The sequence below is a fragment of the Candidatus Fukatsuia symbiotica genome, from assembly GCF_003122425.1.
Classification (GTDB): Bacteria; Pseudomonadota; Gammaproteobacteria; order Enterobacterales; family Enterobacteriaceae; genus Fukatsuia; species Fukatsuia symbiotica.
Map to the genome: position 1 here is coordinate 368,027 of NZ_CP021659.1, position 14,556 is coordinate 382,582.

Here is a 14,556-nt window from a genome sequence, read left to right on the forward strand (position 1 = left end):
GCTTGATTTTGAAGTCGATAAGGATCATGCTCATAGCCATGAAAATAGAGCTGACTGCTGACCAGAAAATTACCCTCGAAGCCCAACATCGTCAAAGCCATGACCGCCGTGTCTGTGACAGGATCCGGTGTGTTTTGTTGTCCGCAGACGGCTGGACTCCCCCTATGATTGCTCACTCACAGCTCATTAATGAAACCACGGTGCGGCGCCACCTTACAGACTATCATAAACTCAACAAGCTCAAGCCTGAAAATGGCGGCTCCGATGGCTATCTCAATGCGGAACAGACCACGTCGCTGGTTGAACATCTCACCCAGCAGCTCTACCACCACAATCACCAAATTGTGGCGTATATCGCTGGACGCTGGAACATCACCTTTACCGTATCAGGTCTGTATAAAGGGTTGAAGCAGCATGGCTTTAGCTATAAAAAGCCGAAAGGTGTTCCGCATAAATTTGCCGTTGAGAAACAGCCGCAATTTATAAAGACCTACAGCGAATTGAAAGACGCCGCGGGTAATGACCCCATACTGTTTATTGATGCCGTTCATCCGACACAAGCCACCAAAATAAGCTACGGCTGGATACGAAAAGGCCAGGATAAAACGATAGAGACCACCGGGAGCAGAACGCGGTTGAATATCATGGGAGCCTTGAACATCCAGAATGTGGCTAACCCCATAATCCGTGATGATGAGACGATTAACAGCGAAAATGTGGTTCACTTCCTGTCTGCCATTCGCGCGCATTATCCCATCACGACAACGGCACATGTGATCCTCGAGGGTGCAGGCTATCACCGTTCACAGCTTGTGCAAGACGCCGCGCTTACGTTGAATATCCAGCTTCATTACCTTCCGCCGTATAGCCCGAATCTAAACCCGATAGAGCGATTGTGGAAGGTGATGAATGAGCAAACACGAAACAATAGATATTACCCATCTAAACAGAGTTTTAAGAACGATATCTTAAACTTCTTTGAGGTGAAGCTACCACAAATGGCAAGTTCTCTGGTATCTCGCTTAAACGATAATTTCCAGGCGCTAAATCCTGCATCTTGATTTCACTTGGGTATAGAACGCTGTCAGGCCCGCACGGGCCGGGCGCAAAGAAATCATATTTTTCTAGCCATGGCTGCCTGGTTTGAACAACATAAACGCCGTCTGTCCGAAAAAATAACCCTTTACCAACAAAATTGGGCTGTCATTAAAAACGCTATTACTACACACATCAGAGTACTATTGGCTGCACCAGGTTAGATTCGTGCGAAACTCGTGTTCTGGCTTGCTCGCGGGCATTTTCCTGCTCTTCGGCCGAAATGACCCCAAGACGGGTTTGAGTGTTTTAGTGTAAGCCCAGCCATGAATCCTGTTTACCCATACGGGATCCGGGGGTTTTTGCGTAGATCAGCGACAGTCATCTTACTGATCTTGATTTGGTTAATCTGGGTTTTGATCATATTTTTTATGCTCTATTGCTGTATCTTTTACTTATCGGTGATTAAATTTTATCATTTATAAGCAAAATTTATGACAATAATATATGCATAAATCATGCCAATTTTATTGTATGCCATTTAATAAAGGTGTTACCTTGAAACTCACGCAAACTCCACCAGCAATGACCCAAAAAATTAAAAATATTTATTTAACATATCTTCCATAAGCGTTTATTTCCTCTTTGCTCTACCGCTCTGTTTTTGACATACAAACAATATCTTTTGATAAGATTTTTAAAGCGCTCGCTGGATGCCAAGAATTCAGGCAAATCTGTACTGCCGATGAATGGCGTAAAAATGAAAAATGATTCAGGTGGAATTGGATGATTGGTAGAGTCAATAGTAAAGGAGCGAGGTACATCAGGAAACACGAACATGAAAACAGTAACGGGTTATGGGAGTGAGTGGGTCAGGGAAGAATTTCATCAAATTGATTTCTGAGATAAACGCCTCATATAGTATCGTCATGAAATTTTGAGCCTTAGAGCAAGGCATCGTATTTGTACAGCAGCGACAAAACGGCGGCTTTATCACGACGATTTTGAATAGGTTTTCAAAACTTATACGAAATTCTTCGTGCCAAATAATAACTTGTATTTTAAGCCTTTTTTCTATCTCTGGCATTTAACAGTTCAGTTAATAACCTGGCATAATGTTCTTTTTTCTCTTCAAGCGTTTTGATTAATTGTTCTTGTTCGCTTTCTGGAAGGCCAGAAAATAAATCAAGCAATATTGTTTCTTTGGAAGTGAGTTGTTCTTTCTCCCTGGTTACTTCTGCTGTCGGCGTCTCTGCTAAAGAGGAATCGCCTCGTAACACCCAGGAAGCCTCACAATCGAGCGCTTCCGCGAGAGAAAATAAGCGATCGCCGCGTGGAGAGGTGTCGCCACGTTCCCATTGTGAAATCGTAACATGCGCTACGCCTACCCTTTTCGCTAACTCTTTTTGAGTTAATTTCAGTTTTAGGCGTCTGCTTTTAATTCGTTGACCAGAACTTTCCATAATCAGGTTATCTTAAACTCCCTTGACTTAAGTTTCTCTAATTGTCATTATTTAGTTAAACTTAAATTTGTCGCATCCCCAGGTTGCTGATTATCGCTACCGAGCACTTAACGTCCCTTGAATTAAGAGGATGTTACCACACTCAGTCTCAGCAGATAAGAGAAGTACGGTGTTTACTTTTCCCAGTTTATGCGACGATTTTACTGGAACTTCTAATAAAAAAGGCAAATTAAGATGACCGAGTCAGATCTCGCCACAAAAATAAGTCTATTTTTCATCCAAAATCACAGCCTGCTAAAAACGACTACTGAAGAAAAGCTGGTTACGGCCCTTGTAGACTATCTCGCTAGCAGTGCTGAACGCTTTACCAAACCTGTTCCAAGAATGGAAAACCCAAAAAAAGAAATGGAAAAGTTGAGCGGTCTTCTCTATTTGCTTGAAAAATCTAAATACTCTAACTTTTATCAACGTAATCTCGTGCGTTCCATCACAAGACGTATTGCCACTATTTCAGTACCTGTGCCGGAAGAAATGCATTTTATGTCTTTAGTCAAACTGGAGGCGGTGCAGCTTGACTACATTAATCTTTGGGCACAGCAAAACGCCAGTAATTACAAGATAAATATTTGGATGGATTCGGGCACCCTGTTAGCGGGGGAGCTCGCCGAGCGCCTACAGGAAGTGGCGATTAAACATTCGTTGAATGCAGAATATAGAAGTAATGAGGCCTTCAAAACCCACTTGATGGAGTGGCAAAGCCGGGCTTATAAGAGCATTGTGGCAAAGATGTCACTGATTGATTCCAGTAAGAAAGGCAATCAAAAATTTTCTTTTGATCAAGCAGTAAGCTTCTTTTTGGAAGATAACGGGTTAGCAAAACCCGGTGAGTTGGAAAAAATTCGCCGAGCCAACGCGGAAAGTTTTCATATCAGTGTTGAAAAACTGAAAAAGAGCATACCTCATCGTGATAGGAAAAACATTAATCTGATTGATTTTTACTCGATGCGTGATCAACCTCATTATTTGCTTTATATCAGAGAACTCGCTTCAAGGGGTAACCTGCTTGCTGCAACCGATATCAGTCGTCTCATGCTTTTGCAGGAACATGGTGGCCTCTACCTTGATACCGATGTGCTGCCCACGTTTAATAAGTGGCTATTTTCTTTAGTAACTAAATTCGATTCCGCCGGTACAACAGATACGCGTAATCATGAAGTCATTATGCGCGTTATTTTAGATGAGTTGACCGAACGCGGTAAAATGCCTGGGCGTGCTGCGGTTATTGCCAGTGAAAATCACGGGGGGTATCTTGATCCGCTGCAGGACAGAAGCCCTCATGAGATACGACGTATCAGGAAGTGGGTGCAACTCGTTCTGGATCGAGGAGATTCACCCTTTTTGCCACTGAACAAGCTAACTGTCGATCCACTTTTTCAGTACAGTTACGCCAATGGGAATAACAAGGCAGTAGTAGCGAAGAAAGATAGCTTTTTCATCAACGAACTATTAACCAATTTGCAGCAAATACATGAGGTAATGGACAAACATCATGTTGGCGAGCTTGATTACCCGATCCCGCAAGAAACCCTCAACACGATGACCACAGAACTCAAAGCCAAAGGGCTGCTGATCCATGCTGATACGCTGTTTTGTTACCGTTCAGAAGGTGCCATCACAGCAAGTATCCCGGGTACAGACCAGGTTGCAGGCGTTTCCACCTACCATCATGCTTATTCTTCCTTGTTACATAATCAGGATATTGCATCAGATAGCAAAAGATCATTGTCGAGAAAAATTTTCTTTCCTTTTAAGCGTGCTTTTTTCTTGACCGAAGAAGCCCACCGGTCACGTTTGCGTGAACCAGGAATGAAATCGCCTCACTATGTGTCTCACCATAAAAGCAACTACGATAGTCAATACATTATACAGTTGCAGGACGATGCCTCGGTTAACCAAATGGCGCGTTTTCTCTACAACAAAAATGGCGATCGCACTGCCCATTACTGTTATACGCAGCAACATCAGCGCTTGGTAAAAGTGAATGCCAAACCGAATTTTGCATTCAACGGTAAAACACGCATCATCCTGATCGGTCACGGTAGCTTTATGAGAACGATGGGTGAAGAAAAAATCGTGCAATTACTGGTTGACGCCAATTTATTAGCTAAAGATACCTCTGGCGCATTTATTGCCGTTGATCGGGTGAGCCTGGTGGCGTGTAATCTTACCGAATCGACGCCTATAGAGGCTAACAGGCCCGTGCAACAACTGACTGTAGAGCAGCCATCAGAAGGCTTTGTCGAGCGTCTTTATCGCACTTTTTCTGCCAAGAAAATCAAGGTAAATAGTATCAGTGCCCGTGATAATTTAGTCACTGTCGATGTTTTGGGTCGTAAATGGACAGGTGTACCGCTTAACCCGAATGCACCACAAAATCAATGGTATATCCAGTGGACACTCGTCAAAGAGAGTAGCAAAAAACTGATTTTTACGCAGCAGGATGATGGAAAAATAGTCAGTGAGCGTATTCTGGAGACAAAAGATATTGCGGCACGTACCAGAAAGATACATAGCTCTTACAGCGGTCGATTTGGTGTCGATTATATGATTAAGGTTCCCGACGGGCAGAAAGTCAGACTCAGTGGCAAGGTAGATGAAAAAACCGTGCTGAGGCTGATGGATAACATGAAGAAAGGGCAGGTATTGATGGCGCCGGATTGTATGGCATTGGTAGCAGGGATGTGTGAAGGCCAGGGGATTATTGTCAATGGCAGTGAACGTGCCATGTCTGCCTGGCAGAAAGCGTTACAACTCACCAAAGATCATGATGATTATCTCTCCTGGTTGGCTGCACTGGATCTGTCTTCTGGCACGACAGAATTAACTTTCTGTATGGAAGAACTGTTTCCTGATCCAGAAGAAGCTTTTATGCGTTTGAAAGAACGTTATTTGCACGATGAGTTTGATCTGTTTTGTCTCGATTTAAGTGATCCACAGAGTGCCGGTATTATTGATCGTGATATACGCAAAAAAGGGGCAGTTCGTGGCATTGACTTAGGTTCGGTTGAGGAGTTATTGCTTAACACGACCCGAGAAGTCCTGAAACTTGAAGATGAGCTGTCAGTCCATCAAAGCAAAATACAACGGGCGCTTGAAATAATCGAAGGTAATCTTCTCCATCTAAGTGGGGGAGAAGTGATACCCCGTTATATTATCGTTCCGTGATCATCAAAAAATCAGAGGCAGCGACTGTCGGTGTCAGTAAATTGCGCAGAAAGTATGCTGATAAGGATTACCTCACCCGATTACGTGCTTTAAGCAACAAGCCTGCTTTTCGTACTTTATTTGGCGACCCGATCATGCTCAGTGAGTCACTCAGTCAGGCCAATCAAGCCTTACTGGCTGAAAACCATTTGCCGGCCGAGCAATGGTCGCCGTTACTTTCAGCGACCAGACATGATAAAGGGTATGGCAAGTATGTGGTTCCCTATTTGCATAATGATGGCATTCAAGAGAAAGAGCTCCTTACTTCCAGCGACGAATTTGCCAAAATGAAGGTTTTTTTGGATCAACAACAAGAAATCCTCGCTGATTACTACCACCTGACAAGCAATGCGCGTCTCATACAGAATAAATTCTTTAGCAAAACAGAGATTATCGGCATGGGTGTGAATACGGTGTTTGCGATCATGGCAATCCAGCATTGGTTACGCAATGGTGTGACCCTCCCCAGCGATACACCGCTGGCCAACATTTTACAGGTACATACCTATGTTGCTATGACACAGGTCGGTTTTAATGCCACCAGTGATAGCGTTAGCAGTCTGGCTTCGTTGCAAAACGCTTTTCTACGACGTCAGATCTTACAGAATCGTGCGGCTTTTACCGCATTGAAGAAGATGGGGTTAAACAGTACGACATTAAGCGCCCCTGCATCAGGCAGTACTGTATTAAGCAATGTTGTATTAAACAAAACCGGTTTTACCGCCTTTTCTCGTCTGTTTCAACTCATTGCCTTACCCGTAGGGCTAGGGTTAGGCATTGCCGACGTGGTTCTCAGTACCATCGAACTAAGCAAGGCTGAAAGCGAAGGGCAACGTACCCTTGCAATCACACAGTTGAGTTTCTCGGCTGCAGGTCTGTCACTCTTTATCGGGAGTGTCATTGCCGGCTTGCTTGGCTTGGCGCTACTGGTCACAGGGCTGTTTATCGTCGGTATTGCGTTGGCAGTGGCGGGCTTTTTTATACAACAAACTGTCGTTGATTCACTCAATGAGGCTGAAAAGGTCCGGTTTATTATCGATTATTTTAAAAATATGTTTACCGGTTGGGAAAAAGGCGGTTTTACCTTACAGCGAGGCGTATTCGTGCCCTGTCAGGGCGTGGTAGTCAAACAGTTAGACCTAAGGAACCCAGATTATATTTCTGTCATCTTTAACGAAGAGGGGCAACAACTGCGCAACAACAAAGAAATATTCAGTGACCAGCCTTATCTCAATTTATATCGGTTGCGCGACACACATAAAACCGTTACTACCTGCGCTAAAAACAATAACGTGGCTGACATAACAACCTTGATTTTACCCAATCAGCCACGAGCCAAGATAAACACTCTCTCAGAGTGCCGAATTTTAGAAAAGCAGAAGCCAGAAAAATTGCCGTTGCTCCCCCACACTGATCCGGTTGATAGAGGTATTTACTATTTGATGCCGAGCGAACTCCGCTTGAACTATCTGTTGACCAACGTAGAAATTTTATTAGGCAATAATCAATATCATCTGATTGCACCGGGGATTGACCCAACACAACCGGTACATTCGTTCATCAATCAGCCGGTATACGCGAAAGATTTACATTATTGGCTACGTGCGCCTGAACAGGGGCCAGCGACGGCGGTCCTAGTGCTAAATAGAGCACAGGCGAATATGACGATTATTTGTGCTAACAAACAGGTAGACTGGATCATTGATGCTAGCCATCTTGACGCGATTGAAATGAAAAATAATGCAGGTGCAGGGAGGAGTCGTACACTGAAATTTGTGCGTCGTATACTGAAGACCGAGGGGGAATATAGTACTGAAGTTATCACCACCATTACTCTTGGAAATAGTGAAAAGACCCAAATTAGCGTGCGTTTACCTCAGGGTACGATAAAAAAACTGGATAATCAGCAAAGTATTTTTTACCGCGTCAATGTGGCTGATTTGAACGTTGACCTCAGCCATCCCGCAACCTATGGTGAACGGGTAAAAACGGCGTTGCCACACTATCTTCAACAACAGAATAGGCTTAATAACCATGCCGTTAATTATATTCATCTTGATGATTACTTACACCATGATAACCAAGGCAACGCTGAAAAGATTGTAGGTTGTTTTTATCCCATGAGGCAGGAGCGTTCCACTTTACTCTATACTGCCAACCACGACGATACACCTTTCAACAGTGAAATTGCACGCAGTCATGTTGAGTTGATTTTTCACAATGAGAATTTTGCGTGGTATCGCGGTGATATTACTCTGACCCTTGAGCGGTCTCGAGAGCGAGCAGGCAGTCGGGGTCAGCTGATCCGGCCTGTCCCTCCGACCGTTATCGAGTCCAGCACCTATGAAAACGTCTTTTGGATGTCGAACAACCGTACTAAAAAGCTGTGTAAATTATATCTGCCTGCCATTCATCTACCGGTTGTCAATCACACCACCAGTATGGTGGGTCGCCCACCTGCTGCTCTATCAGAGATCACACAAACACAGGTGTTTGCCAAAGGTATCTTGTTTCAGCACAGATATACCTACCATACAGGGGAGATGAGCAGTGGTTATGTTAGCCAACAGATCCATCTGATCTGCATGATTGATACCTCTTCTGCTGAAGGAAGTATGACACTGCTAGAAGCCCGAGACCTTCCCAGAAACCTGATGACGACGTTAAGTCACAGTGATAGCCTTGAGGACCTGCATCGCTTCATGAAGGAAAAAACCGTCAACTCTTCTGCTGGAGCACGTTTCTCTTCATTGCACCCCGGTCACAGTAGTATCGTTAAATTGGGTCTTCCACAGACCAATACAACAGTCTCCATCGGTAACCGGCTGATATGGCCACTGCCTGAGAGTTTACATGGCGTGACTGGCAGGATAGATGCAAAAATTGATAGCGCTATCCTGTATGATACGCGCTACCTGACCACTTTGGCCGGTATCGTCAAAGGAGACAGTGAAGATCAGCACCATTATTTTTGGAGCGTGACAGAACCCGATAATCAGCAGCAGTTTTATAAACTTTACCTACAAAAAGGTCAGTCTGGAGCGCGGGAGATTGAGTTAACTGATTTTGGCTTGATAAATACGCAGATAACCAACATAACAGATTGTCATCAGGGTGTCCTGATCAGTATGAAACAGGGGCAAGGTTATTATCTCTCAGTCGATGAGCAACTCTGTTTACAACGCATCAGCAAAACATGGCACAGTGGTGATAGCCATTGGTTATTATCTTTGACGGCTTATGTCGGTGAATTACAAGCACAGCAAGGCACCTCTTTTTCGAGCGAAAGCGGGCAAAAGAAGCCGATTAAGGTCGCACCTCTTCTGACTATCACTGATCTACGAACCAGCGATGACGGTCATGTTCTGCCCGCCTGGTATGATAGTATTGGCAAACAGCTACTGATTTGTAATCAAGCACCGAGCCTGGTTGCAGACTGGAGCTGCTTGGGGATGGCCAATGATCAGCAAGGCGCGTGGATGGTGAAAAATAGCAATGACAGCGACGGTGTCGAAATTGGCTATTTACCGGCAATCGATATTATCGAACTGTTTACCTATCATGATCTGCTCACCACGGCTAAGATCCCTGCCGCTGAAATACCGGCATTAGTGCCATTACCGGCAAACACCTTACTCAACGGTGATCACTTTACCGGTGTCTCTCCAGCGGGGGGAGGTCATCTCAATGGGGTAACTCAAAATGGGATCATGCTTGATATCAGTCGACGTGATATTAATAATGAAGCTGATCGACTAAAAAACAGATTTATCACCACCCTGTTAGGTGTTACCCATGCTTTTAGTGACCCTTACCATTTCGCATCGGGTGATATACAGGAAACAGGGATGGCTCACCGATTAAGTACGCTTTGTGCTCACTACATTTCAGAAAATAATGCCCCAGAAGTGATTGCTATTCCATTAAAAAGGGATAAACGTGGCTGGTATCATCCGAAAAGTAGTCGCTTATTTGTCCTCCACTATCATGAAGGCAAGGGAAATCTCTATCTTTCCCATCAATATCTTGGCTTTAATAGCCGCGAGCAATTCGCTTATTTTACTGGTAACTCTCCAGGCTTTACGCTACAGGTGTCTTCTACGGGGACACAAAAGATTGTCGATAATCAGGAGGGAGCAATTTACAAACGTTTGGATGAGCACATGACGTTAAATGTGGATATCGCTGACAACCCTCATTATCTCAATATTGATAACGTAGAGAAATTATTGATAATGACCACCTCGGAGCAAAAAAACGATAGGGAGTGCACGGTTGATCTCCAGTCGTTCTCTTACAAAGAGATACAATTGCTTCATCGTGGGGCGGGATCACTGCACTGCCGCTGTCGATGCTCACGAAGACATGTGGTTATCCTACGCATGGGTATGGATCTGCGGCTACTCATTGCCGATAAAACGGATACAGAAAAAGTCGATAAGATGGTAACCATCAAAGCGGTTTTCGATCCGCAGGAAAACAGTGCTTACTCCAGATTACAGCTCAGTTTTGACGAAGGTCAGATTACAGCCAACGTGCTGGCCTCATACCACACCAGCAATACGACGGCAGAGAGCGATCAGTCTACTGAAGAGACGGATATTTTCCTTCCGGTGTCAATCGTTGGTCTATCATTGAATACATAAGGGGAGCAACTCAAAACGCGCGTTGCTGCACTCGCCACACTAAAAATTCAGTGAATGACGGGTCATAACGCGTGATTAACTAAATCTACCCCATGGCTTCCATTTATTTTGCTCAGCAGCATCAGATGTTTGCTGGGGTGGAGATTCTTGTTGAGTGCACACTTCTTCCAGCATATGTACTAGTGTCCACCTATCCCACTTTTTCCATAGAGGCCCACACTCTCGCTGTTCTTTCTGATCGGCCAAAGCAGACATGGGTAATAATAAAATGAAGAGTATTTTCAATAAAATATTATTTTTTTTTCACGTAGATGCCCCTATTTTTTAGATTACGCTTACAAAGCTCGATCCGAATACACACTGCTCCTTGTTTTTCATCAGGAGTCACTACAATATAGTCTAAGTGTTGTAAAACAGTTAATGATAAAGAATAAGATAAGTGACTCGCATTAGAAATACGTGTCAAATTAGAGCAAGCTCGTCATCGTTCACCCTATAATTTTATCGTCAATCTATTCGGATGCTGTCTTACGCTATCCAAACCAGAATTGGCAGTTACCTGTTTAAAGATCGTACGCACAATCTACTCGTGCCTTGGGCACCAGCATGGAAGTGAAATTATCGGATGGGGATTTTGTTGGTATTAATACAGAATCGAACATGGGAGGATCCAGAAACAGAAACAACACCCATTAGAACACCTGTAAAATTAATAAAATCTGGTTAAGATATTGAAAAAACTGGTGCGCCCTACAGGATTCGAACCTGTGACCTACGGCTTAGAAGGCCGTTGGTAAAATTATAATATATTGATTTAAAACAAAATAACTGCATTCGCAATATAACAAACCATCAAAAAACATCAATAACCATCAGTCTCCCTCAAATCGCCGTGGCACGTTTATGGCACGTAATATAATTCCCTATCATTGTACTTCCACAGACTTCCCCTCTTCGTTTTTGATTTCCCAGCCAGACTCACTCCATAAAAGTTTCCCTTTTCACTTACTATTTTTGCCGAGATTTTTACCACTTAGTTCAAAATATAAAATTCGTACTCGTCTGAGTATTCTCACAACGATTTCAAATTAACCTCCAAGACTGTATCCTCTGGCGTAGGCAATATCGACAGACTTACCTTCACATCAATAATACCAACCGGCGGTTTTTTCCAATAGGATTTAATATCCCGATGATGCGATGATGCGATGATGCGATGATGCGATGGTCTGATTGGCACTGACCATCATTCTGGCAGTGTCACCGGTGATGCCGAAAAAACTGTAGATTTTCGACTTAACTACAACTGTAGTATTTTGCCAAAGAAGGGCAACTGCACTGGGTAGTGTGAAGCCTGTTCCTGTAAGTCGACTCAAGAAGGCCTAGTCCTATCTCTAGTACAGCACCATAACTTACGTTCATGTTCGTGACACACATTAATTTAGTAAAACCTACTTATTATTAACCATAAAATTTATGGTATTAAATTTAATCGTGACTAATTTAATATTATATTGTGGCTTTGCCATTGTTATTCATCATATTCTTATCAGGATCATTTGTTCTCTCCTCTATTATAGTAGGCAGTAATTAATTAACCATAGATAATTTACAGTATATATCGTAAATAACATGCCAATAACAGACAATAATTTTTCATTAGCCAGAAAAGAAACAAATAAGGTATTAAGTAATCAACATCATACCTCTAAAAGTACTTTGCAAAGAATTGTTGAAGTTTCTCAAAGTGTGGAGGAACTTACAAAAAATTTAATACAAAAAGTGAAAGAAAATCCGCAACAAGATATATCCATTACAGAATATCAGGAAAATAGCCATTATCTTGATAAAGAAACTATTGCTTCTCTTAAAAAACTGGCGGAACGTTATAATGGATTCTACAAAATGGCATTTTGTCAGGCTGATTTTACTAGTCGTTCTTTAAAAAATCTAGAGCTAGCAACGCGCGGGGTGTGTTCTCCACTTGTGGAGACTTGGTTAGGTATGCGTGATCCGTTGCTGCAAAATAATTTTTTCAATTTTATAAAAACAGAAGATGGAGCTAAAAAAATAGCACAACTAAATATAAAAACATTAATTACATTCACTAAAAATGAAACACAGGATGAATATGAACTTAGATATTTTTCTGAAGACAATAGAAAATTAATTGAATTGATTAAATATTTCGGTGAGAATGATAGCGATATAATTAAATTAGCAAAAGAAAATGTTTTTATAAAAAATAAAGAAAGTATTAGAGAGCTAGTCAGTATTTTTAATAAAAATCATAAAGAATTTGTTGAGTTTGTTAAAATCATAGCCCAAGATGATAGTTTCATAAATAAATTAGTAAATAAACATAATATTATAAATGATGAAAAAATAACTGAATCATTAGTTCAATATTATAGTCTACACAAGTCAGAAATACATGATTTGGTACTAGAAGCTTACCTTACAAAATAAGATATAATTGGATCAGCAGTTCAATATTGTTCTGATCATAATGAAAAAATAGTTAACTTATTAAAGCGATATAATAGAAATAGCAATCCAGGTGATAAAAAAATACATATAAAACACAATATAATAGATGGAATGTATGAAATAGACGAAAAAAAATACTGTTTTAGCCATATTAACGATCTAGAATCAAAATTGGGTAAGAACGCAATAGCAACATTAGAGCTACCCATTAGCGATGGTAGATATTACCTTACAATCCGTCCTTATAATGAAAAGAGACTTCATGCTGTTGGAATGTATATTGATATAAAGTCCAACACTTTTCAATTTTTTGATCCTAATTTTGGAGAATTTTTGTTTAGTTCTATTAATGATATGCAAAAATTTTTCAGGACCTTTACTATGCATAATGATACATACGACCTATCTGATTTAACTGTACAAACCTTTAGCCCGATAAACTAACCATAGGCGTTGCTGCCTGGCTCACCTTCAAAGCAACGTATTACGCTAAAAGTTCTGTCTACAACAGTCGATAATCCTTTACCTAGTAGTACATAATCTACGTAACCTGTTACTTTGTTTTTCAACTTGCTTATTCTTCAGTAGACCTCTTCGGAAACTCTCATTTATCTAATTTCCATGTTATAAATTGCTGCAATCAGATTAAATCGTAATCCAAACCGTTTTCGCCTGTTTTGATAACGATCTGATACAATTTTAAATCGTTTAATCATACCAATGACATTTTCGTTTAATACACGCAGGCTTGATAACTTACGATTGTTGCGTTTATCTTCTTGTGTTAAAAGATTTTTCTTTGTCTTTTTCTTAGGCAACGCCGAGTTTGAATGAATCTTGCCAAGCCCTTGGTAACCTGTATCTGTCACTGTTTTGATTTCAGGATGTATTCGCACACCAGACTCCTTGAACAACCTAAAATCATGGCGCCTCCCATTAGTAAATGGTTGTACAGATGACTGCTTTGCTTTTTTTATCGACGATCACTTGGGTTTTTAAGGTGGGTCGTTTCTTTTTTCCTGAGTAAAACTGCTTTTGTTTTTTTTGGACGTTCAATCGGCGTTTCTGTGGCATCAATAAGAACGAGCTCATACTCCCTATCACTTTTTAATAAAGCTTTGTGTCCAGGTAGGGCAAAATCAGGATGCTTTATTAGCGTATTCTCTATCCATTTAATCGTTTCATAGCATGTGCTCTCACTCACCCCATCGCTTTGGCTGACAGGAAAATAAGTGCGATATTCCCGTAGATACTCAAGGGCCATTAATAAGCGCTCTTCCAAACACAGCTTAGGTTTCCGACCTCCTTTTCCTTGCTTACACTTATCTGCTTCATTCAATATCTTTATCATCTTTTCAAATGTACTGCGTTTAATTCCGGTTAAGCGCCGAAATTTTTCCTCTTCCAGTACCTTGAGTCCCTCATATTTCATAGGGGCTCCTTGTTCAGGAGATTTTTAACAAAATTCCTACATGAATGCTAGTTTCCGAAGAAGTCTAGTGAATCCAGCGTTGTGACTTCTCTTGCAGAAGAGCTTCCTACCAACAAACTATCTACCTGCTAGTAAAAAATACAGTGGTAGCACGTTGTTACTCAGAACTCACATGATTGCCAATAAGCAATCATGTAATATTCTGCTTTTTAATTTATTTTAAAAT

Annotated in this window: 7 protein-coding genes, 1 tRNA gene and 2 pseudogenes; 6 read left to right on the top strand and 4 right to left on the bottom strand. The window is 41.7% G+C overall.

Features of this window, described 5'->3' with window-relative positions:
• The first annotated feature begins 38 nt into the window (after positions 1–38).
• Together CCS41_RS01765 and CCS41_RS17025 are read left to right on the top strand one after the other, a co-directional pair.
• Complete coding sequence (locus CCS41_RS01765; protein ID WP_119797078.1) at positions 39–1,061, top strand: IS630 family transposase; 1,023 nt, start codon at positions 39–41, stop codon at positions 1,059–1,061.
• Between the two features lie 9 nt (positions 1,062–1,070).
• Positions 1,071–1,259, top strand: a pseudogene (locus CCS41_RS17025) (IS701 family transposase); the annotation flags it as partial.
• 837 nt (positions 1,260–2,096) lie between these two features.
• Here the strand turns inward: CCS41_RS17025 and CCS41_RS01775 are convergent.
• A complete protein-coding gene (locus CCS41_RS01775; protein WP_119797079.1) occupies positions 2,097–2,498 on the bottom strand; it encodes a helix-turn-helix domain-containing protein in 402 nt (133 codons plus the stop codon).
• Positions 2,499–2,732: 234 nt separating this feature from the next.
• Here CCS41_RS01775 and CCS41_RS01780 point away from each other — a divergent pair, with 234 nt between their 5' ends.
• Positions 2,733–5,723, top strand: a complete 2,991-nt coding sequence (locus CCS41_RS01780) for a TcdA/TcdB catalytic glycosyltransferase domain-containing protein (protein ID WP_119797080.1) — start codon at positions 2,733–2,735, stop codon at positions 5,721–5,723.
• Complete coding sequence (locus CCS41_RS01785) at positions 5,720–10,408, top strand: TcdA/TcdB pore-forming domain-containing protein (protein ID WP_119797081.1); 4,689 nt, start codon at positions 5,720–5,722, stop codon at positions 10,406–10,408. The genes CCS41_RS01780 and CCS41_RS01785 overlap by 4 nt, the downstream gene beginning before the upstream one ends.
• A gap of 741 nt (positions 10,409–11,149) precedes the next feature.
• On the opposite strand, the gene CCS41_RS15490 is transcribed toward CCS41_RS01785, so the two are convergent.
• Positions 11,150–11,246: transfer RNA gene (locus CCS41_RS15490), tRNA-Ser, on the bottom strand.
• Between the two features lie 234 nt (positions 11,247–11,480).
• Entirely contained in the window at positions 11,481–11,648 is a 168-nt protein-coding gene (locus tag CCS41_RS15900) for a hypothetical protein (protein ID WP_205411450.1), read from the bottom strand.
• A gap of 392 nt (positions 11,649–12,040) precedes the next feature.
• Here CCS41_RS15900 and CCS41_RS01795 point away from each other — a divergent pair, with 392 nt between their 5' ends.
• The gene (locus CCS41_RS01795; RefSeq protein WP_119797083.1) at positions 12,041–12,877 is read left to right on the top strand and encodes a hypothetical protein; all 837 of its coding nucleotides are present in this window, start codon (positions 12,041–12,043) and stop codon (positions 12,875–12,877) included.
• A gap of 132 nt (positions 12,878–13,009) precedes the next feature.
• Complete coding sequence (locus tag CCS41_RS17510; RefSeq protein ID WP_119797084.1) at positions 13,010–13,342, top strand: YopT-type cysteine protease domain-containing protein; 333 nt, start codon at positions 13,010–13,012, stop codon at positions 13,340–13,342.
• Positions 13,343–13,506: 164 nt separating this feature from the next.
• On the opposite strand, the pseudogene CCS41_RS01805 reads toward CCS41_RS17510, so the two are convergent.
• Positions 13,507–14,330 (bottom strand): annotated as a pseudogene (locus tag CCS41_RS01805) (IS5 family transposase).
• Positions 14,331–14,556: the final 226 nt, after the last annotated feature.